General features: G+C 58.9%; 21 protein-coding genes. 9 read left to right on the top strand and 12 right to left on the bottom strand.

The window, feature by feature from the left end; genetic code table 11:
• Window positions 1-108: 108 nt before the first annotated feature.
• The gene (locus IOD40_RS13695) at window positions 109-387 is read right to left on the bottom strand and encodes an usg protein (protein ID WP_198477162.1); all 279 of its coding nucleotides are present in this window, start codon (window positions 385-387) and stop codon (window positions 109-111) included.
• A 268-nt stretch (window positions 388-655) separates the two neighbouring features.
• Between IOD40_RS13695 and groES the strand changes: the two genes are divergently transcribed.
• Together groES and groL are read left to right on the top strand one after the other, a co-directional pair.
• Window positions 656-970, top strand: a complete 315-nt coding sequence (groES, locus tag IOD40_RS13690; protein WP_198477160.1) for a co-chaperone GroES — start codon at window positions 656-658, stop codon at window positions 968-970.
• A gap of 49 nt (window positions 971-1,019) precedes the next feature.
• Window positions 1,020-2,642: a chaperonin GroEL gene (gene groL, locus IOD40_RS13685; protein WP_198477158.1), complete on the top strand. Its 1,623-nt coding sequence runs from the start codon at window positions 1,020-1,022 to the stop codon at window positions 2,640-2,642.
• A 173-nt stretch (window positions 2,643-2,815) separates the two neighbouring features.
• On the opposite strand, the gene IOD40_RS13680 is transcribed toward groL, so the two are convergent.
• The 10 genes from IOD40_RS13680 to IOD40_RS13635 all read right to left on the bottom strand — a co-directional run bounded on the left by IOD40_RS13680 (window position 2,816) and on the right by IOD40_RS13635 (window position 12,653).
• A complete protein-coding gene (locus IOD40_RS13680; RefSeq protein ID WP_198477156.1) occupies window positions 2,816-3,598 on the bottom strand; it encodes a MetQ/NlpA family ABC transporter substrate-binding protein in 783 nt (260 codons plus the stop codon).
• Window positions 3,599-3,643: 45 nt separating this feature from the next.
• On the bottom strand, window positions 3,644-4,309 hold the full coding sequence (locus tag IOD40_RS13675) for a methionine ABC transporter permease (protein ID WP_198477154.1): 666 nt from the start codon (window positions 4,307-4,309) through the stop codon (window positions 3,644-3,646).
• Entirely contained in the window at window positions 4,299-5,408 is a 1,110-nt protein-coding gene (locus tag IOD40_RS13670) for a methionine ABC transporter ATP-binding protein (protein WP_210336917.1), read from the bottom strand. The genes IOD40_RS13675 and IOD40_RS13670 overlap by 11 nt, the downstream gene beginning before the upstream one ends.
• Window positions 5,409-5,854: 446 nt before the next feature.
• Window positions 5,855-6,514 carry a TetR/AcrR family transcriptional regulator gene (locus IOD40_RS13665; protein ID WP_198477153.1) on the bottom strand — a complete coding sequence of 220 codons (660 nt, stop codon included), beginning with the start codon at window positions 6,512-6,514 and terminating at the stop codon, window positions 5,855-5,857.
• 49 nt (window positions 6,515-6,563) lie between these two features.
• The gene (locus IOD40_RS13660) at window positions 6,564-7,574 is read right to left on the bottom strand and encodes an ABC transporter substrate-binding protein (protein ID WP_198477152.1); all 1,011 of its coding nucleotides are present in this window, start codon (window positions 7,572-7,574) and stop codon (window positions 6,564-6,566) included.
• A 29-nt stretch (window positions 7,575-7,603) separates the two neighbouring features.
• Window positions 7,604-8,986 (bottom strand): FAD-binding oxidoreductase, encoded by a 1,383-nt coding sequence (locus IOD40_RS13655; protein WP_198477151.1) that lies wholly within the window; start codon window positions 8,984-8,986, stop codon window positions 7,604-7,606.
• Window positions 8,970-10,199 carry an amidohydrolase family protein gene (locus tag IOD40_RS13650; RefSeq protein ID WP_325099737.1) on the bottom strand — a complete coding sequence of 410 codons (1,230 nt, stop codon included), beginning with the start codon at window positions 10,197-10,199 and terminating at the stop codon, window positions 8,970-8,972. The genes IOD40_RS13655 and IOD40_RS13650 overlap by 17 nt, the downstream gene beginning before the upstream one ends.
• Window positions 10,196-11,029 (bottom strand): ABC transporter permease, encoded by an 834-nt coding sequence (locus IOD40_RS13645; protein WP_198477150.1) that lies wholly within the window; start codon window positions 11,027-11,029, stop codon window positions 10,196-10,198. Before IOD40_RS13645 ends, IOD40_RS13650 begins: the two co-directional genes overlap by 4 nt.
• 11 nt (window positions 11,030-11,040) lie before the next feature.
• On the bottom strand, window positions 11,041-11,847 hold the full coding sequence (locus IOD40_RS13640; RefSeq protein WP_198477149.1) for an ABC transporter ATP-binding protein: 807 nt from the start codon (window positions 11,845-11,847) through the stop codon (window positions 11,041-11,043).
• A complete protein-coding gene (locus tag IOD40_RS13635) occupies window positions 11,847-12,653 on the bottom strand; it encodes a creatininase family protein (protein ID WP_198477148.1) in 807 nt (268 codons plus the stop codon). Before IOD40_RS13635 ends, IOD40_RS13640 begins: the two co-directional genes overlap by 1 nt.
• A gap of 298 nt (window positions 12,654-12,951) precedes the next feature.
• Between IOD40_RS13635 and IOD40_RS13630 the strand changes: the two genes are divergently transcribed.
• From IOD40_RS13630 to IOD40_RS13600, 7 genes are read left to right on the top strand one after another with little or no spacing between them, the layout of a single operon-like run.
• Window positions 12,952-14,181: an NAD(P)/FAD-dependent oxidoreductase gene (locus tag IOD40_RS13630; protein WP_198477147.1), complete on the top strand. Its 1,230-nt coding sequence runs from the start codon at window positions 12,952-12,954 to the stop codon at window positions 14,179-14,181.
• 29 nt (window positions 14,182-14,210) lie between these two features.
• Window positions 14,211-15,197: a D-erythronate dehydrogenase gene (denD, locus tag IOD40_RS13625; RefSeq protein ID WP_198477309.1), complete on the top strand. Its 987-nt coding sequence runs from the start codon at window positions 14,211-14,213 to the stop codon at window positions 15,195-15,197.
• Window positions 15,198-15,199: 2 nt separating this feature from the next.
• The gene (gene ltnD, locus IOD40_RS13620; RefSeq protein WP_233713989.1) at window positions 15,200-16,108 is read left to right on the top strand and encodes an L-threonate dehydrogenase; all 909 of its coding nucleotides are present in this window, start codon (window positions 15,200-15,202) and stop codon (window positions 16,106-16,108) included.
• Complete coding sequence (gene otnK, locus IOD40_RS13615; RefSeq protein ID WP_198477145.1) at window positions 16,109-17,365, top strand: 3-oxo-tetronate kinase; 1,257 nt, start codon at window positions 16,109-16,111, stop codon at window positions 17,363-17,365. It abuts the gene before it with no gap.
• Window positions 17,362-18,012, top strand: a complete 651-nt coding sequence (gene otnC, locus IOD40_RS13610) for a 3-oxo-tetronate 4-phosphate decarboxylase (protein WP_198477143.1) — start codon at window positions 17,362-17,364, stop codon at window positions 18,010-18,012. Before otnK ends, otnC begins: the two co-directional genes overlap by 4 nt.
• Before the next feature lie 3 nt (window positions 18,013-18,015).
• Window positions 18,016-18,789 carry a hydroxypyruvate isomerase family protein gene (locus IOD40_RS13605; RefSeq protein WP_210336914.1) on the top strand — a complete coding sequence of 258 codons (774 nt, stop codon included), beginning with the start codon at window positions 18,016-18,018 and terminating at the stop codon, window positions 18,787-18,789.
• Between the two features lie 21 nt (window positions 18,790-18,810).
• The gene (locus IOD40_RS13600) at window positions 18,811-19,218 is read left to right on the top strand and encodes a RidA family protein (RefSeq protein ID WP_198477141.1); all 408 of its coding nucleotides are present in this window, start codon (window positions 18,811-18,813) and stop codon (window positions 19,216-19,218) included.
• A gap of 66 nt (window positions 19,219-19,284) precedes the next feature.
• Here the strand turns inward: IOD40_RS13600 and IOD40_RS13595 are convergent, their stop codons facing one another.
• Complete coding sequence (locus tag IOD40_RS13595; protein WP_198477139.1) at window positions 19,285-21,672, bottom strand: transketolase; 2,388 nt, start codon at window positions 21,670-21,672, stop codon at window positions 19,285-19,287.
• Window positions 21,673-21,739 lie beyond the last annotated feature (67 nt).

Genomic DNA, 21,739 nt, shown 5'->3' with positions numbered 1-21,739 from the left:
TGCGCTACCTCCACAACCGGCAATGGCGCGAAATGTTCGGCGCGTTGGTCGGGCTTTATTGCACCAGGATTTTGAAGGGTGGGCACGATCTCCGCTTTAGCGCTGGCGCTAATGCAAGGTGAAAATGCCCTCGACGGCTTTCCACTCCGAGGGCTTGATCAATTGATGATGCGCGACGCGTACGGAGTGGAGGGCACCCTCGAGATTTTTGGTCCAGAATCCCAGGAAACCCCGCAGCTCTGGAAAATGGGGTGCCAGATCATATTCCTGCCAGACATATAGCTGCAGCAAACTTGGATGATCCGGCATGTGGTAATGGATCTCTGCAGTCGTCAGTCCGTAACCATCCAGCTGTTTGCGAAATTCGTGGCTGACCTGATTGGGCATATGATACCTCCATGAAGCGTCATCTGCGTGTTCAGATCATGCCTCAAGTACCTGCATTTTCAAGTCGAATGAGCTAAATTTATCGTTCAAAAACATGGCACTAGCAGCGCGTGAGTGTGAGTGCCAAAAATTTGTGCCGAGCCTCTTGAAAGAGCGTTTCGAGACCCCTAGCTCGATAGCGCGGTGCCTGAAGGGCCGCGCCCCGTTCCGGACATCCGGCCGGAGCGGTGGAACCTCTCAACAATTGTTTGTCCTTGAGGAGAACGATATGACGTTCCGTCCATTGCACGATCGAATTCTCGTGCGTCGCCTTGAAGCCGAGGAAAAGACGGCTGGTGGCATCATCATCCCGGACACTGCCAAAGAAAAGCCAAGCGAGGGCGAAGTCATTGCTGTCGGTGCTGGCCGCCGCGATGAAAATGGCAAGCTGATCGAACTCGACGTCAAGGCGGGTGATCGCATCCTGTTCGGCAAGTGGTCGGGCACTGAGATCCGGCTCGATGGGGAAGACTTCCTGATCATGAAGGAAAGCGACATAATGGGCGTGATTGAAGCCCAGAGCGAAGCGAAGACGGCCGCCTGACGGCTTCATCCAACACCAACAAGCCACGCTGCCTATTGAGGAGTGAAAAATGGCTGCAAAAGACGTCAAGTTCAAAGCTGAAGCGCGCGAGAAGATGCTGCGCGGCGTCGACATTCTTGCCAATGCGGTCAAGGTGACCCTTGGCCCCAAGGGCCGCAACGTAGTGATCGACAAATCCTTCGGTGCGCCGCGCATTACCAAGGATGGCGTCTCGGTCGCGAAAGAAATCGAGCTCGAGGACAAGTTCGAGAACATGGGCGCACAGATAGTGCGCGAAGTAGCGTCCAAAACCAATGATCTGGCAGGTGACGGCACGACCACCGCAACGGTGCTTGCACAGGCGATTGTCAGGGAGGGTGCCAAGGCTGTCGCCGCGGGAATGAATCCGATGGATCTCAAGCGCGGCATCGACAAGGCGGCCGAGGCCGTGGTTGCCGAGCTGAAGACCAACGCCCGTAAGGTCACCAACAATGACGAGATTGCCCAGGTAGGCACGATCTCGGCTAATGGCGATGGCGAGATAGGCCGTTTTCTTGCCGAGGCAATGCAGAAGGTGGGCAACGAGGGCGTTATCACGGTCGAAGAGGCCAAGACTGCCGAGACTGAACTCGAAATCGTTGAGGGTATGCAGTTCGACCGCGGCTATCTCTCGCCTTACTTCATCACCAACCAGGATAAAATGCGGGTCGAGCTCGACGATCCGTATGTCCTGATCCACGAGAAAAAGCTCTCCAACCTTCAAGCGATGCTGCCGGTGCTCGAGGCGGTCGTGCAGTCGGGCAAGCCGCTGCTCATCATCGCCGAGGATGTCGAGGGCGAGGCGCTCGCCACGCTCGTTGTCAACAAGCTGCGCGGCGGCCTGAAGGTTGCGGCTGTCAAGGCGCCGGGCTTTGGTGATCGCCGCAAGGCGATGTTGCAGGATATCGCGATCCTCACGGGCGGCGCCGCGATTTCCGAAGATCTCGGCATCAAGCTCGAGAATGTCACCCTCGACATGCTGGGCCGTGCCAAGAAGATCGTCATCGACAAGGAAAACACCACCATTGTCGACGGCGCTGGCAAGAAAGAGGAGATCGAGGGCCGAGTCACCCAGATCAAGGCACAGATCGAGGAGACGACCTCCGATTATGACCGCGAGAAGCTGCAGGAGCGCCTTGCCAAGCTCGCGGGCGGGGTTGCCGTGATCCGCGTCGGCGGCGCGACCGAAGTCGAGGTCAAGGAGAAGAAGGACCGCGTCGATGACGCGCTGCATGCAACCCGCGCAGCCGTCGAGGAAGGCATCTTGCCTGGCGGTGGTGTCGCATTGCTGCGTGCGGCGAAGGCCCTCGACAATGTGACGACCGACAATACGGACCAGAAGCATGGCGTCGAGATCATTCGCCGCGCTATTGAGGCGCCGGTGCGTCAGATCGCGACCAATGCCGGTGCAGAAGGCTCGATCATCGTCGGCAAGCTGCGTGAAAATTCCGACCTCGCCTATGGCTGGAACGCGCAGACGGATGAATATGGCGACATGTTCAAGCAGGGCGTGATCGATCCGGCCAAGGTGGTACGCACTGCGCTGCAGGACGCAGCGTCGGTTGCTGGCCTCCTCGTCACAACAGAGGCGATGATCGCCGAAAAGCCGAAGAAGGAAGCTGCGCCGGCAATGCCAGGCGGGATGGACTTCTAAGCCCATTGCTAACGGAAGCCCGCGCTGCCTCAGGGCGGGCTTCCCCTTCAGAAAGTAGTGCCGTGCCTTCTCGAGGCTCAGCGCAACTAAAAAAGCCGGCAGTTTCCCGCCGGCTTTTCCAGTTTCTGAGGGCCGTTTCCACAGGGGTCACCCCCTACAAGAGCGGCTTTAACTTACCAGGCAGCGAGGATCGAGCCCTGGAAGGTCTCATCGATGAACGCCTTAACCTCGTCATTGTGGTAGGCGTTGACCAGCTGCTTGACCCACTCCTTGTCCTTGTCTTCGCCTCGGACGGCGATCAGGTTCGCGTATGGAGCGTCTCCGCCTTCCTTCAGGATCGCGTCGTTTGCAGGGTTCAGACCCGCCGGGATCGCGTAGTTGGTGTTAACGGCAGAAGCGTCGGTGTCATCCAGCGAACGCGGCAGCTGGGCAGCGTCGAGCTCGATGAAATTGAAGTTCTTGGGGTTCTCGGTGATGTCAGCCGGTCCGATGGCCAGACCCTTCTCCTCATTGACCTTGATGTGGCCCTCATTGGCAAACACGAGGAGTGCACGGCCGCCATTGGTGGGGTCGTTCGGGACCGCGATGGTTGCACCGTCCGGCAGTTCTTCGAAGCTCTTGTACTTCTTGGAGTAGACGCCCATCGGGAAGTTCACGGTGAAGGCGACCTTTTCGATCGCAAAGCCGCGATCCTTTACCTGGTTGATGAGATAGGGCTCGTGCTGGAACGAGTTGGCGTCGAGGTCACCATCGTTCAGCGCCTGGTTCGGCATGACATAGTCGGAGAATTCGAGGATCTCGATTTCCAGGCCGTCCCGGGCTGCGATCTCTTTCACCTTTTCCATGATCTGGGCGTGCGGCCCCGGGGTCACGCCAATCTTGATGGATTCAGCCGAAGCAGTGCCTGTCAGAAGGGCCAGCGCGAGGCCGGCAGCGATGGTGATCTTGCTAAGCATGTAATAGCTCCATGTGAGTGAAGTGAGCAGTATTTTGGATGGCAGCTAGCGCGAACGCTGGCGCTTGTCGAAGCGGCGGGCAAGGCCGTCGCCGATGGATTGGACGATCTGGACGAGGACGATCAGCACGACGACAACGGCAAGCATCACCTCCGGCATGAAACGCTGATAGCCATAGCGGATGCCAAGATCGCCAAGGCCGCCGCCGCCAACCGCACCAACCATCGCCGAGTAGCCGATGAGGCTGACGATGGTGAGGGTCAGGGCGAGCGTGATGCCCGGACGAGCCTCCGCGAGAAGAACTTTCAGTACGATTTGCATCGGTGTCGCGCCCATCGAACGAGCGGTCTCGATCAGGCCGGGGTCGACCTCGCGGATCGATGCTTCGACAAGGCGGGCGACGAACGGGATGGTGGCGATTGTCAGAGGCACGATCGCGGCGGTGGTGCCAATTGATGTGCCCGCGACAAGTCGGGTGAACGGAATAATGGCCACAACGAGGATGATGAACGGCGTCGAGCGCGCAGCGTTGACGATTGCACCCAGCACCTTGTTGGTGATCGGTGCTTCAAAGAGCTCGCCTTTCTCGCTGGTCGCGAGGAAGACCCCGAGAGGGACGCCTATGATGGAGCCGATGACCGCGGCGACCGCCACCATATGCAGCGTCTGAATGGTGGCGCGAACGATAAGCCAGGCGATCTCAGGCGACATATCCAAGCACCTCCGTGGTCAGGTTAAGGCCGGCAAGAGTTGAACGGACGCGTTCGAGACGAGCTTCGTCGGCAAGGAAGGAAACGAAAAGAGTGCCAAATGGCTTGCCCGCGATTTCGTCCACCGCGCCGCCAAGGATGTTGAGGCTCACGCCCAGCTCGCCGGTGAGCCGCGACAATACCGGATCGGTCGCGTGTGGTCCGGAAAAAACGATGCGGAGCACAACCTCTGCCCCTTCCCTGCGTTCTTGCGAAAGGTGCGCTTGCGCATAGGCAGGGAGCTGCATGCCTGGCACGCCTGACAACAGGACCTTTGTCGTGTGATGCTGCGGATGTGTGAAGACATCGAAGGTCGAGCCGCGCTCCACAATCTTGCCGCCGTCAATCACCGCGACGTTGTCGGCGATCGACTTCACGACTTCCATCTCGTGGGTGATGAGAAGGATCGTCAGGCCAAGTTCGCTGTTGATGCGCTTCAAAAGCTCCAGAACGGACTGGGTCGTTTCCGGGTCGAGAGCGGAGGTTGCCTCGTCGGAAAGCAGGAGTTTCGGGCGCGTTGCAAGGGCTCTTGCAATGCCCACGCGCTGCTTTTGTCCGCCCGACAATTCGGCCGGGTAGCGATCACGCTTGTCAGCGAGGCCAACAAGCTCCAGCAGAGGCGTCACGCGTTCGGCGATCTCCTTCCTCGCCATGCCGCCAATTTCCAGCGGTAGGGCAATGTTGTCGAAGACGGTTCGCGAGGACAGAAGATTAAAGTGCTGAAAGATCATGCCGATAGAGCGGCGGATGTGGCGCAGACGGTCTTCAGGCAGTTGCGCAATGTCTTCGCCATCTACGAGAACCCGGCCAGAGCTTGGTCGTTCCAACCCATTTACCAGGCGGATAAGCGTCGACTTGCCGGCGCCGGATCGCCCGATGATGGCGGTGATGGAGCCTTTCGGTGCGGAAAGGTCGATCGAAGAAAGTGCGGTGACGGCAGAACTCTTGCGGGTTGCGGGGAAAACCTTCCCGACACCTTCGAGTCTGACAATATCGGGCACACTATCACTATCTGCCAACGCCGACTGTGGCGGTGAATTCGTCTGCACTGTGTTGAGCATTTCCATCTTCCATCTGCGCAACGCCCGTTGACGTCGGGCTATGCTTACAATTCGGCTCGAACCTGTGCGAGGGAAGCCGTTCCTGAATAGGGTTTGGACGCAAGTTCTGCCGCGTCCTGCCGGTTTCGACACCGCGGGGCCATGCGGTATCGAAATTGTACGATCAGTTCAACGCATACACATGAGCGCGCAAAGGCGGTGCGTTGCGACAGCCCGTGGCATAAGGTCGTTGAAAATCGGCACAGCAAAAATCCTATCCAAGAACAGCGCCAATATGCACGAGGTCGGGAGAAAAGATGAGTTCCCAGCAACCATATTTCGAGGCTGAAGCGGAACGAAAATCCTACAAACGAGGCAAAAGGTAAACAAAAATTGTTCTACGGGGTGACCTTGTGCGGCTCACCCAGCGGCAGGCTTTCGTCAAGAACGCGCAGTGGACGGTCGGACTATTCCAGTCCGCAACTGCGAAGGAAGAGGCTTGTCACCTCTTTTTCGACCCGATCAAAGTCGATCTCCTGGCCTTCTTCGATGCCCATCATGCGGCGCACCTGAGCGTCGAAGTCCGCGTAGTGCTGCGTCACTGCCCACATATGCATATGGAACAGGAGCGGGTCGATCGGGCGAATCTTGCCTTCATCGACCCAGGACTGGATCAGTGCGACGCCCGAGCGGGTAGCATCAACATGGGGCGCCCAGTGCTTGCCCAAAACGGGAGCGCCGCGTGCGATTTCATTGGTGAAGACCCGAGAAGCCTTCGGCTTGGAACGGCTGAACTCGAGCTTCTTGCGGATATAGGCACGAATGATCTCGCCAGGGCCTTCACCGGTGGTGGCATCGATGAACAACTCGCGCCATTCCTCAAGGATCTGCACGAGAATGTCCTCGTAAAGGTCTTCCTTGGAGGCGATGTAGTAATGGAGTTGCGGTTTTGTCAGACCAGCACGTCGCGCGATTGACTGGGTTGATGTGCCCTCAACGCCGCGGGTGGCAAATTCTTCGATAGCCGCTTCATGAATAGCAGCAAGTATAGCTTTTCGGCGCTCGACAATCTTGTCGCGTGCGCTGAGTTCGGGGTCGTTATTATCTTCGCTCAGAACCTTGCTCATAGCCCAAAAAGGCGGAGCGGACCTTGAAGGTGCCGCTCCGTTTCTTCCGTTATGGCTTCAACTGCTTCTTGACGTCAATGCCAACGCCCTTGTTGACGAACTGGTCGGTGGCAACCTTGGACAGGTCAAGATCGGCTTTCTCCACGATGCCCGAAGCGACGGCCAGGTCGTAGAAATCCTTCACGCGCTCCATCGAGATTGCGCCAATACCGTTCTCAGCCGCTTCACCGCTGTCGATCAGGTCCAGCTCCATGATGCGCGCGAGCTCTGCATCGAGGGTCTCGGCCTTCATGTCCGGGTTGTCCTTAAGGATGAGTTCGTATGCAGCGCTGCGGTCACCATAGAGGAAGTTGTACCAACCGATGATGGTCGCATCGACAAAGCGCTGGACGAGATCCGGGTTTTTCTCGATCAGTTCAGTGCGCGTTTCTACGGTGTTCGCATAGGTGTTGTAGCCATAATCAGCAAGCAGGTAGCTGACCGGCTTCGCGCCTTCCTTGGCTGCATAAAGCGGCTCCGCAGTGGCGTATGCCTGCTGAACCATCTTCTCGTCGCTCAGGAACTGGGCGAGGCTATAGCCATATGGGCGGATCTGTTCGTCGCGGAAACCGAACTCCTTGACCAGCCAGAGCCAGTAAGAGAACTGACCGTCCTTGGCGAGCAGGATTGCCGGTGCGTTCGTCAGGTCCTGAAAATCTTTGTATGCACCTTCATGCGCCATCAGGACCTGCGGATCCTTCTGGTAGAACGCTGCAACCACCGTGGTCGGAACGTCGTTGGCGACGTTGTTGAACGTCAGCAAGAGGTTGCCTGTGAGCAGGAAGTCGAGGCGCCCAGCCGCCAGCATCGGGCGGTTGTTGACCTGCGGGCCACCCATATCGATGGTCACGTCCAGGCCGTGTTTCTCATAGGTGCCGTCCGCCAGCGCCTGATAGAAGCCGCCGTGGCCAGCCTGAGCCAGCCAGTTGGTGCCGACGGTCACCTTGTCGAGCGCGTAGGCGACCTGCGCCGACACGATCATCGATGCGGCAGCAAGCGCCGCCTTGAATACAGTCTTCATTAGAATTTGTCTCCCGTAGATAGCCCAGTTCAACCTGTGGAGGCCATGTCAGCCGTCCAGCCTCGCGTCTTCCCTGGATTGAGAAGTCCGAAAGGATCTGCCTGTCGCTTGAAGTCGATCTGCACCGTGTCGATCTGCTTCATGCCGCCATCTTCAATGGTGTAGGCGTGCGGATCGTAAATGGTGCAACCATCAAGCTCTTCAATTTCACGTATGACACGGTACATCTCCGCGCGGTTCTTGTACCGCACGAGAGGGAGACCGAAGATTTGCTGTTCGCCTTGTAGACGCGCCATTTCGTGGTGCATGTACTGCTCGTCACCGTAACGCTGCATCTGGGCGCGCACGATTTCGGGATCAAAAGGACGCGGATATTCGACCTGAAGGTACGTCCATCCTTCTTCAGCCTTAAGGGCTGTCAGCGTCGTGTGGTTCCAGCCGCATTCATAGGCAGGCTGAAGCCCTGCCTGATGGAGTTCGTCCAAGGTCATGGAGAACGAGATCGTACCGCCGAACTCTGCAGCGAGGGCTGCAAAGCGCTCGCGTTCCTGCGGCGCAATCATTGCAAACACCGCGTCCCGGTCCGACGGGAATAGATCACCGAATTTCGTGTAGAAGCGTGCAAAGCGGCGATCGACGGTCGTCAGAAGATAGCAGTCCAGCTTGTCTTCCATCGCCTTGAGGCAGAAGCGCAGCGTCGCGTCGTAGTCCGGGAAGAGGGCGGCAGTGTGGATCCAGTCCGTCGCGTCCGTCAGGCCGAGCTCGATCTCGAGGATGATGCCGTTGGTTCCGTAGGCGTGCTGCACCTTCTGGATGTCATTGCCGTGGAGCTCAATGATCCTCGGCTCCTCCTCGACGGTCATGACCTTCACCGAGAAGACATTTCCGTCATCTCGCAGCATGCCGTGGCGAAGCGAGCCAATGCCGCCGGAGCCGCCCGAGAGAAAACCGCCGATCGTCGCGATCCGGCGGGTGGACGGATACATCATCAGTTCCTGCCCGGTTTCCCGAACAGCGTCATCAAGGCGCGAAATGCGGGCACCAGCTTCGACACGCACGCGGCCTTTCTCGATCGAGATGACCTTGTCGAGCTTGGTCATGTCGAGAACGATACCCCCTTCGAGAGGGATGCACTGGCCGTAATTGCCTGTGCCGCCGCCACGCAGCGTGATCGGAATCCGAAGGCGCGCAGCCGCAGCTGCAACGCGGCCAACTTCCTCCTGATCGGCAGGAATCACGATGAGGTCACCTTTGCAGTGACCAATGTCGTCCGTCAGGATCGGGCTGTACCAGTAATAGTCGCGCGAACGCAGCTCAACGGCCTTGGGATCGTCATAGATGCGGATGCCCTCGATCGCCGCCCGGAAAGCGTCCCAGTCATACGCGCGAGCAGGCTTAGTTGCCACGTTCATGCTTGTCTCCATTGGTTGTGGCATCACCTGAGCTGCGCCCGTCGCGAAACACAACGCGCCGCGCCTGCGGCTTCATCGTCAGATCGTGGGCGTCCTCGGCTTCGTGCCAGATGAAATCGGCAGCGCCTCCAACCCTTAGGAAAGCGCCATCATCGCCACCGCAAATTTTCATAGGCAGCGTGGTAATTGCATCGATCCAGGTGTCTGGATCGACATGGGCAACGGGAGCTGCAAGGCGAAGGATCGAAAGCGGATCATAGTCGCCCCAGGGATAGAAGGCATCTCCGACGTTGTCCGACGCGAGCATCACGTCCATTCCCGCAGCGCGGGCTTCTTTGACTGGCGCAAGGCCGCGGCGGCGTGGCGAACGCCCGCCGATGCGGTCTTGGAGATAAAGATTGCTGGTCGGCAAGGAGACGAGAGCCGCACCCGCCTCTGCCGCTGCGCTTAGGATACGTTCAAGCTCGTCATCATCGCGCAGAGACAAGGAGCAGGCGTGCCCGCAAAGCACCCGTCCGGCCATCTTGTGTCGCTTGGTTGCGTCAACGATCAATGAAAAGCCGTCGGCTTCGGCCTCTAAACCTTCATCGACATGGAAGTCGAGCTTCAGATCGTGGCGGGAAGCAAGGCTGAACATAGCCTCGACAGCATCCACGATATCCGGATTGCGGTAGAAGAATGCACCGAAGACGCCTCCGTCTTGTGCAACTCGCCTTGCTATCCCCTCGCCTGCTGCCAGAACGATATCGCCGCGCACGAGCGCGGCGGTCTCGATGTGGATCCGTCCCTTCCACTCAGCCTTCAAGTCGTTGAGGACGTGCCAAGCGGTGGGGACCTCAGGTGTCGTCCAGTCGATATGCGTGCGCATGACACCAACGCCGGCTTCATAGGCGGTTGCGAGGGCACGCGAGGCACGTTCACGGATATCGGATCCATCCCAATTGGGCCGGTCCATTTCCATCAGGTCAATTGCGTCGAACAGACAATCGACCTTCGCCGGACCGGACCTGCGTATGCGTTCGATCGTGTAGGTTTTGTCGAGATGGACATGACAGTCGGCCAGAAGCGGGGTGATGAAACCACCACCCGCTTGTCGAGAGGGCGCGAGCGCGACGATCTTGCCGCGTTCGACGGTCAGATCATGCGTTCCTGCAAGACCTGCGATCGTTACGCCGATGAAAGTGGTTGTTGCGCCCTCTTGCTGCACGATCACGATTCCCGGCGGATCTCGCTCTCGTGCCAATGTCCGAGGACACGACGCGACAGCCAGCTGGTGACAAGGAAGATGACGATGCCCAGTGCGGATACGAGAAGTAGCGCGGCGAACATGCGCGGAATCTCGTTGCGGAAGCTGGATTCCAGAATGCGCGAGGCAAGGCCGGTGTTCTGGCCAGCGGTACCGGCGACGAACTCGGCAACCACCGCTCCGATCAGAGCGAGGCCACCGGCGACTTTCAGGGCCGCCATGAAGTACGGCAATGCGCTAGGTGCCAGCAGGAAGCGCAGGCGCTGCAACGGGGTCGCCCGGTAGAGCTTGAAAAGGTCGCGCAAATTGTGATCGGCACTGCGAAGACCGATCACCGTGTTGGACAGAATCGGGAAGAAGGCGACGATCCAGGCGCAGATCAGCAACGCGGAAAATGTGTCATGGACGTAGATGAGGATCAGCGGCGCAATCGCGACGACCGGCGTGACCTGCAAGATGACCGCAAACGGGAAGAAGCTCATCTCGATGGTGCGCGAAAGCGCGAACACCATGCCGATCAGCACCCCGCCGATAATGGCAAGCGCCAGCGAGATCAGCGTCAGCTTCACTGTGAACATCATTGAGTTCAGCAGCGACGGACCATCCTTGATCAGCGTTTGAGCGATCAGTGACGGAGCGGGAATGAGATAATGTGGCACTTCGTAATAACGGACGAGTGCTTCCCATACGAGCAGCGCCAAGACGATTGCCAGGGTCGGCATGATAACAGCCTTGCGCTTTTCGATGCGCGCCCGGCGGTTCTGCGATGAGTTGAGGATCGGTGTCTGGGTGGTCATGTTCGCGGCCCTCAGTGATCGATGTCGTCGCTGCCGAGCGTCGCGTTGAGCGCGTCCGCCACCATCTTGCAGCTGTCGTTATACTCAGGTGTGGTGCGGAAATTTTCCGCCCGCGGATAAGTGCCGGGGATCGCGATGTCGGCGACGACACGCCCCGGTCGTGCAGCCATGACGACGACACGGTTCGACAGGTAGACCGACTCGTATACCGAGTGGGTAACGAAGATGACGGTCAGCCCATTCTCCTGCCACAGGCGCAGGACGTCGTTGTTCAGTTTGAAGCGGGTCATCTCATCGAGAGCGGCAAACGGCTCGTCCATGAGAAGAAGGCGCGGCTTGGTGACGACGGCGCGGGCGATCGAAACACGCATCTTCATGCCGCCAGAGAGTTCGCGAGGATAGGCGTCGGCGAATTTGGACAGGCCGACTTGCGACAGAACCTCTTCCACGCGCGGAGCCGCATCCTTGCGTGAAATGCCGCCAAGACGCAGCGGCAGGTAGACATTGTCGAACACTGTGGCCCAGGGCATCAGTGTCGGCTCCTGGAAGACAAAGCCGATATCCTGCGGGCCCGCAGCATTGCCGGGCTCGTGTCCGTTTACGAGGATCTTGCCGGCCGAGACTTCCGCAAGGCCGGCAATCATGCGTAGCGCGGTGCTCTTGCCGCAGCCCGATGGTCCGAGGAAAGAGACGAACTGCCCGTCCTTAATGTCAAGCGACATGTCGCTGACTGCGATAACGCCGGTATTGTACTGTTTATAGACGTTTTGGATTTCGATCAGCGGGCGGGAAGTGGCCGTGGCGTTCGCTTGCGTCATCACTTCACCTTCCAAGCTGGTGTATTGTCGAGCCAGGACAGCGGAGCGCGCTGGATTTCCTCCAGGACTTCCACCAGCCGATCAGCTGCAAAATCGATGGTCTTGCGACCTTTCTCGGCGGTGGCGGCGAGCGCATTGCCAGCGGCGCCATAAGGGTTCATGTCATGCATCTGCCAGCCCGGCTTCGCTCCGGCGAGCTTGATGTGCTTGAACTCTTTCTCGAATGTCTCGGTGAGTGTCGCAAAATTCTGCGCCTTGCTCATGTCCACGAGGTCAGGGTGGAACTCGAGCATGACCGAGGTTTCCATGTCGCCGGCGTGAATGCCGTGCTTGTCCTCATGGGCCGAATAAACGCCCTCCGGCATTCCAAAGCCGAACCAGTTGACGGAGAAAACCAGCATGTCGTGTCGCACGCGCAGCTCGCGAGCGACGATATCCATCGTCGAGATGTGGCCGCCATGTCCGTTGAACAGGACCAGTTTTCGCACGCCGGACGCCGCGACGCAGGCGCCGAGCTCGCACCACATCGAGATCAGGGTCTGAGCTGAGAAGGTGAGCGTACCGGGATAGCGACTGTGCTCATTGCTTTTGCCCACTGGCTGCGTGGGCAGGAAGAGCACCTTGCTGGTGTCTGGCAGGCGCTTGACGATTTCTTTCGTCATCCCGTCGACCACTGCAGCATCGACATTCAGGGGCAGATGGGGGCCATGTTGCTCGATAGCGCCGACCGGCAGGACGGCTACAATGTTCTCATGGTCGAGACGAGAAAACTCCTCGCTCGTATACTCGGCCCAGTAACGTTTCAAATGCGTTCCCCTTTGTCATGCGATGCGACGCGTTCGGGTCGACAGCAGTCGCAACCGGCACCATGGCCGGCAAGATGTTCCCCATTTGCCAGTGAGACTCCCCGGTTCCCCGTCCGTCGCTAGCAACTCCCCGATAATTACTAAACGATCTGATCAATTGGTCAAACTAATTGTTTAAATCTGGCGGGAGATATGTAACGAAGATTAGAGAGCGGTGGAGAACCGTCATCCAAGGGCGAAGCCTGGAGAACTTGGGGGGCCGCTCGTGTAGTGGCGTGCGTCCCGCGGATGAGGTGACATGACTAGAAGAAGTGTGATCGTTGGCGCCGGACATGGAGGCTCACAGCTTTCCGTCAGCCTCCGGCAGGAAGGCTACGATGGGGAAATTGTGCTGGTCAGCGACGAGCCGGATCTTCCCTATCACCGCCCTCCGTTGTCAAAGTCCTATTTGAAGTCGCCAGACGCGGGTGGATTGGTACTGCGGGCGGAAAACGCTTACCGGGATGCGAATGTCGAGCTGGTTTCCGGCGTGCGGGCGATCAAGATTGACGCTGCAGCTCAAACGGTTGAGCTCTCAGATGGCCAAGTCTTGCCTTATTCCGAGCTGGTACTTGCAACAGGGGCCCGGGCGCGGATCCCGGATTTGCCCGGGGTTGATCTGGAAGGCGTCGTAACGCTCCGTACAATTATGGACGCGAGGAGCATTCGCGAGAGGATCGACTCGATCGACTCCGTCGCAATTGTCGGCGGTGGCTTTATTGGCATGGAAATGGCCCACAGCTTCGTCGGCCTGGGCAAGAAGGTCACGTTGATCGAAGCTGCGCCTAGGGTTCTTGCCCGTTCGGTTGCGCCGATCGTCTCTGCACATGTTGAACGGCGCAGCCGTGAGGCAGGGATCGACATCCTTACAGATGTGCAGCTTGCAGGCCTTGAGGGCGAAAACGGGCGTGTGAGTGCCGTGACAACGTCCGACGGACGCACAATTGCTGCCGATCTTGTGGTGCTTGGTATCGGTGCTATCCCGAATGTCGAACTTGCTCGTGACGCCGGGCTTTTGCTGGATAATGGCATCGTCGTTAATGAAAGCCTGCAGTCATCTGCCGCCGGCATCTGGGCTATTGGTGACTGCGTCAGCTATGACCATAAGCAGGCAAAACGACGGGTTAGGCTGGAATCGGTCCAGAACGCCACCGATCAGGCGCGCCACCTGGCGCGTGTGCTCGTCGGACGTGAGACAGCTTATGACGAGGTGGCATGGTTCTGGTCGGATCAGGGTGACATGAAGCTCCAGACGGCCGGCCTGTGCTTTGACGCAGATCGCGCGCTCGTCAGCGGCTCGCCTGAGGATAGTGCCTTTTCCGTCTACCACTTCCGTGGTGACGAACTGATTGCGGTCGACTCGGTCAACAAACCGGCAGATCACATGGTCGCCCGACGGCTGCTCGCTGCGGGCGTCAGCCCGACGGAAGCGGACATTGCCGCTGGGCCGCAGCGTATGAAGGAATTGTCTGGCGGACGTGCCCGCTAGATCTGGGGGGAATTCGGAGGAACGATATGGTGCACTGCCTCATCATTGGTGCAGCGGGGATGCTCGGCGACGGTCTGGCGAAGAGGCTGATACGCGAGGGCAAAGTCGGAACGCGGAAGATCGCCAAGCTGTCGTTATTCGACATCATCGAGCCGAAGAAGCTTGAGGGTGGCGACGTCGAGATCGCCACGGGGGCGACAGACATCGCCGATCCCGCGGCCGCGGTTGCTCTCATCGAAGCGCGGCCTGATGTGATTTTCCACCTCGCGGCCATCGTGTCTGGAGAGGCGGAACGCGACTTCGACAAGGGCTACAGCATCAATCTTGACGGCACCCGCTACCTCTTCGAGGCGGTACGGGCCGCGCATGAGAAAGATGGATATTTTCCGCGCATCGTTTTCACGTCTTCGCTGGCGGTTTTCGGATCCCCGCTGCCAGAGGTGATCAGCGATGACTTCATCATCACGCCCCGTTCCAGCTACGGCACCCAAAAGGCTATCGGCGAGTTGCTGCTGGCAGATTACAGTCGCAAGGGGTTCTTTGACGGAATCGGCATCCGTCTCCCGACGATCTGCATTCGTCCGGGCAAGCCCAACGCGGCGGCATCCGGCTTCTTCTCCAGCATATTGCGCGAGCCGCTAGCCGGACAGGCGGCGGTGCTTCCCGTCGACACGTCAGTGCGCCATTGGTTCGCGAGCCCGCGGGCAGCCATCGGATTCATGGTACATGCCGCAATGGTCGATACGAGCCTCATAGGCGAGCGTCGGAACATGACGATGCCGGGCGTCTCTGCCACAGTGTCTGATGAGATCGAGGCATTGCGCAAAATCGCCGGGGATGAGGCGGTAGCTTTGATCAATCACCAGCCCGATCCGGCGATCGAGGCGATTATCTCGACCTGGCCGCAGGCTTTTGATGCCAAACGCGCGCTTGATCTTGGCTTCGAGGCGGATTCGTCTTTTGAGGCCATCATAGAGGCGTATCTGGAAGATTACGCGCCAAAGATTGGGGGCTGATGATGGAGAACAGCTTTGTTCTCATGGGACTCGGCGCGATGGGCTACGGAATGGGCCAATCGTTGCTTCGTGCAGGCATAGAAGTTGACGGCTTCGATCTGAACGCCGAGACGCGATCTCGCTTTCGTCAGGAAAGCGGGCGCAGTCTCGATATCGACGCTGCGGCCGTAACGGCTGCTGGGGCGATCATCGTCGTCGTCAATGCCGCCCAAACCGAGGAAGCGATTTTTGGAACCGAGGGCCTCGCCTCGAAATTGAAGCCGGGCGCGGTGATCATCTCTTGCGCGACCATTTCGGCTCAGCAGGCTGTTGATTTTGAGGCGCGGGCCGAGGCTCTCGGTCTCATGTATCTTGATGCCCCGATCTCCGGCGGTTCTGCACGAGCGGCCCAAGGAAAACTCTCGATCATGGCTTCTGGCAAGCCCGAGGCCTTCACCAAAGCGCAGCCGGCACTAGAAGCAATGGCCGAAACGGTATTTCGCCTTGGGGACAAGGCGGGACCGGGATCCGCGATGAAAAGCGTCAATCAGCTCCTCGCAGGAGTTCACATCGCTGCCACTGCGGAAGCATTTGCGTTCGGCCTTTCTCAGGGCGTTGATGCCGAGCAGATCATGCAGGTCATCCCGCGTTGTGCCGGCTCTTCATGGATGTTTGAGAACCGGGGACCTTACATCGCGGCAGGCGATTACAGGCCACATTCGGCTGTCGATATCTTTGTTAAGGATCTCGGGATAGTAACTTCCGCTGCGTCAGCATCTTCGTTGGAGCTGCCTGTCGCCAAAACAGCGCTCGCCCGGTTCAGGGACGCGTCGGAAAAGGGGCTCGGAAGAGAGGGGGATGTCGCTGTGGTCAAGCTCTATCGCGATCAGGCCGGTCTTGAACTTCCGTCGCCGACAAACGGGGGAGAGTAAATGCTGCTGGGCTGTATCGGCGATGACTTCACCGGTTCTTCAGATCTGGCCAACACGCTGGTCAAAGGTGGCATGGCGACGACGCTTTACAGCGGCGTGCCGACCGGGCGTGCCGAGGAAGGTGTCGAAGCAGCGGTTGTAGCGCTCAAGACGCGGAGCCTTCCTGTTGAGGAGGCTGTCGCGCAATCCTTGGATGCAATGCGCTGGCTTCAGCAGCAGGGCTGCATGCAGTTCCTGTTCAAGTACTGCTCGACATTCGATTCAACGCCGCAGGGCAATATCGGCCCGGTCGCGTTGGCTCTGGCGGACGCGCTGAGCGCGCGCCGCGTCGTGTTCTGTCCGGCGTTTCCCGGTGCAGGCCGAAGCCTCTATCAGGGGCATCTCTTCGTGAATGACCGGCTGCTCAATGAATCGGGCATGGAATCCCATCCGCTGACGCCGATGACCGACCCGGACATCCGGCGCTGGCTGCAAAGGCAGACAAGTGCGTCTGTTGGCCATGTAGGATTTTCGGACGTTCGCGGCGGCGGCTGTGTGATCTGGCAGGCGCTTGCACGCGAGGAAGAGCACGGTCACCGCTTTATCGTGGTAGACGCGTTGAGCGATGACGATCTTTACGCCATCGGCGAAGCGGTTGCCGACCAACCCCTCGTTACCGGGGGTTCCGGCATTGCCCTCGGCTTGCCGGAAAACTTCCGTCGCAAGGGGTTGATTGGACATCGTCGCGTCAATTTCGAGCCAACAGAGGGACCGGGTCTCATCCTTTCTGGCTCCTGCTCAAACGCGACCCGCGGCCAGGTGGGCGTCTACCGAATTGATCACCCCGCGCTTGAGATTGAGGCCGATGCGCTGATGTCCGGGGAGATGACTGCGGACCTCGCGATTTCCTGGATCAAGGAACATCTGGGCAAGGAGCCTTTGGTCTACTCCTCCGCAAATCCCGACAAGGTCCGGGATGCTCAGGCAAAATATGGCACCGAAGTCATAGCTGAAAAGATCGAGGATTTTTTTGCCCAGATTGCCGCGGCAGCTAGGGAAATCGGCATTACCCGTCTCGTCTCCGCCGGTGGCGAAACATCCGGCGCTGTGGTGAAGGGCCTCGGCTGCACAGCGATGGATGTTGGCCCGGAGATCGCTCCGGGAGTGCCTGCGCTAAGGCTGGCCGGAGAGAACTTTGCACTTACGTTGAAGTCCGGCAATTTCGGAACTGAGGACTTCTTCGTCAGGGCCCTCAGAACAATGGCGAATGGAAGATGAGCGAAGAAACCATCCTTCGCGAGCAGATCTGCTCGATGGCGCGGTCGATCTTCGAGCGCGGTCTTACGGGGGGAGCATCAGGCAACATTTCGACGCGCCTTTCAGACGGTAGGCTGCTTGTCACGCCCACTGGCTCTTCTCTAGGGGCGCTCGATCCAGCCCGCCTGTCCCTTTTCGATGAGAAGGGGAACCACATAGGGGGTGATGCGCCGACGAAGGAGATGCCGCTCCACTCGGCGTTCTATGAAACTCGGGGCGCGAAGACGGGAGCGATCGTTCACCTCCATTCCTGCCATTCCGTAGCGCTCTCGATGCTGCCGGACACCGACCCGGACAATGTCCTGCCACCGTTGACACCATACTCGATCATGCGGCTCGGCAAGGTGAAATTGCTGCCGTACTTTCGACCAGGCGATGCGGCGATCGGCGAAGCTATTCGCGGCTTGGCCGGCAAGCGCAGTGCGGTTCTTCTGGCCAATCACGGGCCTGTTGTAGCCGCAAAGGATCTGGAGGCTGCGGTCTATTCGATGGAGGAGCTTGAGGAGACGGCGCGCTTGGCACTGCTCACCCGCGGCATGAGCCCTCGCCTCCTGACGCCTGAGCAAGTTCGCGATGTCGTTGACCACTTCAATGTAGAATGGGACTGACCCTTGCCAATCGATTTTTCAGCCAATCTGGGTTTCCTGTTTACGGAGCACTCCCTTCCGGGCGCCGTCCGCGAGGCGAAGGCGGCCGGGTTCAAGGCAGTCGAGCTGCACTGGCCTTATGAGGTCGACCCGGCAGCGGTGAAGGCTGCGCTCGATGAAAGCGGACTTCCCGTGCTTGGTCTCAACACCTCCCGCGGCGACCTTGCGGCGGGCGAGTTCGGCCTTTCTGCATTGCCCGGTCGCGAGGCAGATGCCCGTGCAGCGATTGACGATGCCTTGGCCTATGCGGTGAAGATTGGCGCAGGCGCGATACATGTCATGGCCGGCAAGACCGCCGATCCGCAAGCGCGAGACACGTTCATCGAGAACCTGCGCTACGCAGCAGACAACGCGGCTCCACATGGGATTACAATCTTGATCGAGCCGCTGAACCCGTTCGATGCTCCGGACTATTTTCTCCTCGATAACGACCTGGCATCCGCAATCATCGCCGAGGCAGGACGCGAGAACATCAAGATCATGTTCGACTGCTACCATGTCGGCAGGATTGGCCGCGATCCGATGGCGGAATTCGTACGCCACAGACAGAATGTCGGTCACGTCCAGTTTGCAGCCGTGCCGGATCGCGGAGAGCCTGACAGCGGCGAGATCGACTTCGGCTCCCTCCTTCCGGAATTGCAGAAAGCGGGCTGGAATGGCTACTTCGGTGCTGAATACAAGCCGCGTAACGGGACGGCTGCGGGCCTTGGCTGGCTCAGCAACTTCAAACCTGCCTGACCCCGACTATCGGATAATCTCATGACTGATGTGAAACAACTCGAACACCTCGTTCCCTCGACCATGCCTGCTCCATTTGCGGCCTACAGCCACGGAGTCGTCGTGCAGGCAGGAACGGACATGCTGTTTTGCTCGGGACAGCTCGGGATCGGCCCTGAGGCTCATGTTCCGGAGGATGCGGCTGCCCAAGCGGAACTCTGCTTTGCGAATGCGAAGGCCATTCTGGAGGCTGCAGGAATGAGCTTCGCTGATGTCGTGCGCATCAATGCGTATGTGACTGACCGCGCTTACATGCGTCCATATATGGATGTTCGCGACCGCCTGTTTCCGCAGCCAGCACCGGCTTCCACCTTGATGATCGTTTCCGGATTTACGAGGGAAGAGTTCAAGGTCGAGGTTGAAATTCTCGCGGCTCGCAGCCGGGTCTGACAACGGTCGGTATTTCTTAGATCAGAGGGAGCGAGCACCCTCTGATCTAAGCTGGCAATCGGATGGTCAAACCGCTCGCAGATTGCGGATGGGTCGGCCCGGGGTGAGCGCTGCAGCCGCTCGTACGATACCTTGTGCATCGATTCCGTAGTGGCGGTAGAGATCTGCAATCGATCCGGTCTGACCGAAATGCTCGACGCCCAGAGAACGGGTCCGGTGGCCGTGTACCGAGCCCAGCCACCCAAGCGTCGCGGGGTGTCCGTCAATCACGGTGACGAGGCCGCAATGAGACGGCACATCCGCGAGCAACCGTTCCACATGGCTGGTAGCGTGGACGAGCTCACCCTCGCGAGCGCGTTGTGCCGCGGTCCAGCCTGCGTTGAGGCGGTCGGCTGATGTAATTGCGAGCAGACCGATATCGCGTCGGTCCTCGCCCATGAGGCCAATCGCTTCGATAGCCTCAGGGGCTAAAGCGCCCGTATATGCGACAACAAGCTGAGCGTTCGGGCCCGGTTTTCTCAGCCAGTAGCCACCATTGATGATGTCGCGCTCCAATTCTGGCGTCATTTCCCGGTTGATTTGTTCAACCGAGCGGGTGGACAGGCGAAGATAAACAGAGCCGCCTGTTGCGTCGCGAAGCCAGGTCAATTCGTCAGGATCGGCCTCTCCGGAGCGCTGCATGTATTCGAACGCCCAGCGCATCATGACCGCAAGCTCATCGACAAACGCAGGTTCAAAGCTGGCGAGGCCATCCTGAGCCATGCCAATCAGCGGTGTCGCGATAGATTGATGCGCTCCGCCTTCCGGTGCGAGCGTAACGCCCGACGGCGTCGCGACGATCATGAAGCGCGCGTCCTGGTAGCAGGCATAGTTGAGCGCATCGAGACCGCGTTCGATGAATGGATCATACAGCGTGCCCACCGGCAGCAGCCGCTCGCCGAAGATCGAGTGCGACAGCCCCAGGGCAGACAGCATGATGAACAAATTCATCTCGGCGATGCCAAGTTCCATGTGCTGGCCCTTCGGGGAGAACGACCAATTATAGGTCGAGGGGATCCGCTCTGCCTTGAACAGGTCGGCCATGGTCTCCTTGGAGAATAGTCCGCGCCGGTTTACCCACGCCCCGAGATTGGTCGAAACCGTGACGTCGGGAGACGTTGTGACGATCCGTTCAGCAAGTTCGCTGTCGCCTTTTGAAATCTCATGCATCACAAAGCCGAAACCTTGCTGGGTAGACATGGCAGGCTGTGCGCTGAACTCGAGCTTGGCGGGAACGGCTACTTCCGCTGCGGTGAACCTGCGTCTGCCCTTGGCAGCGAAAGGTACCTTTTGCAGGAACGATGTAACCTGCTCTTCCGGCACATGCAGTCCCTCGAACTTTTCCCATTCGTGCCCGACACGCACATTCATGGACTGGCGCAGTGCCTCAACCTGTTTTGGCGTCATCAGACCGGCGTGATTGTCCTTGTGGCCGGCAAGCGGCAGACCGAATCCTTTGACAGTGTAGGCGATAAAGCAGACGGGTCGGTCGTGCTCGCGCGCTGCTTCGAAGGCTTCAATCAAGGTCGGTAAATCATGTCCGCCCAAATTGCCCATCAGCGCCGCGAGTTCGTCATCACTTCGGGCTTCAATAAGGCGGGTGACGTCTCCTTGATCGCCGATCTCGTCCATCAAGCGCTTGCGCCATGCAGCGCCCCCCTGGAAGGTGAGCGCCGAGTAGAGTTGATTGGGGCAAGCGTCGATCCAGTCGCGCAGCTTTTCGCCACCCGGTTCTGCAAATGCGGCTTGCTGCAACTTTCCGTGCTTCAGTACCACAACGTCCCAGCCGAAATTGCGGAAAATCGCTTCAAAACGCGCCCAAAGACCCTCCCGCACCACAGCGTCAAGGCTCTGGCGGTTGTAGTCTACCACCCACCAGGTGTTGCGAAGACCATGCTTCCATCCTTCCAGAAGGGCCTCGAAGATGTTGCCTTCGTCCATCTCGGCATCGCCGACGAGAGCAACCATCTTTCCTTCAGGCATGCCGGGTTTCCAGCCTTTGGCCTGAACGTAATCCTGCACCAAGGAGGAGAACAAAGTCTGCGCGACGCCCAGCCCCACAGAACCCGTGGAAAAGTCGACGTCGTCGATGTCTTTTGTTCGTGAAGGGTATGACTGCACACCCTTATAGCCGCGAAAGTTCTCCATCCGCGCTCGATCCTGGTTCCCCAGAAGGTATTGGATCGAATGGAATATCGGGCTTGCATGCGGCTTTACGGCGACGCGGTCTTCCGGGCGCAAAGCGTGGAAGTACAGCGCGGTTATGATGGTTGCGAGTGACGCTGATGAAGCCTGGTGGCCGCCCACCTTCAAGCCGTCGCCATTGTCGCGAACATGGTTGGCATTGTGAATCATCCACGTCGATAGCCAAAGGACCTTGCGCTCCAGCTCCGACAGCATCTTCAGATCGGTCATCAACTCGCTCCCCATTACCTTGGGAGATGCTACTCCTGTTCAGGAGGTGAAACAGATCAATCTTGCT

Origin of the sequence: Aquamicrobium zhengzhouense, from assembly GCF_016124105.1 — a bacterium.
GTDB lineage: Bacteria > Pseudomonadota > Alphaproteobacteria > Rhizobiales > Rhizobiaceae > Aerobium > Aerobium zhengzhouense.
Note: the sequence above shows the minus strand (reverse complement) of the source record. Positions and strands in the feature narration are given on the sequence as shown.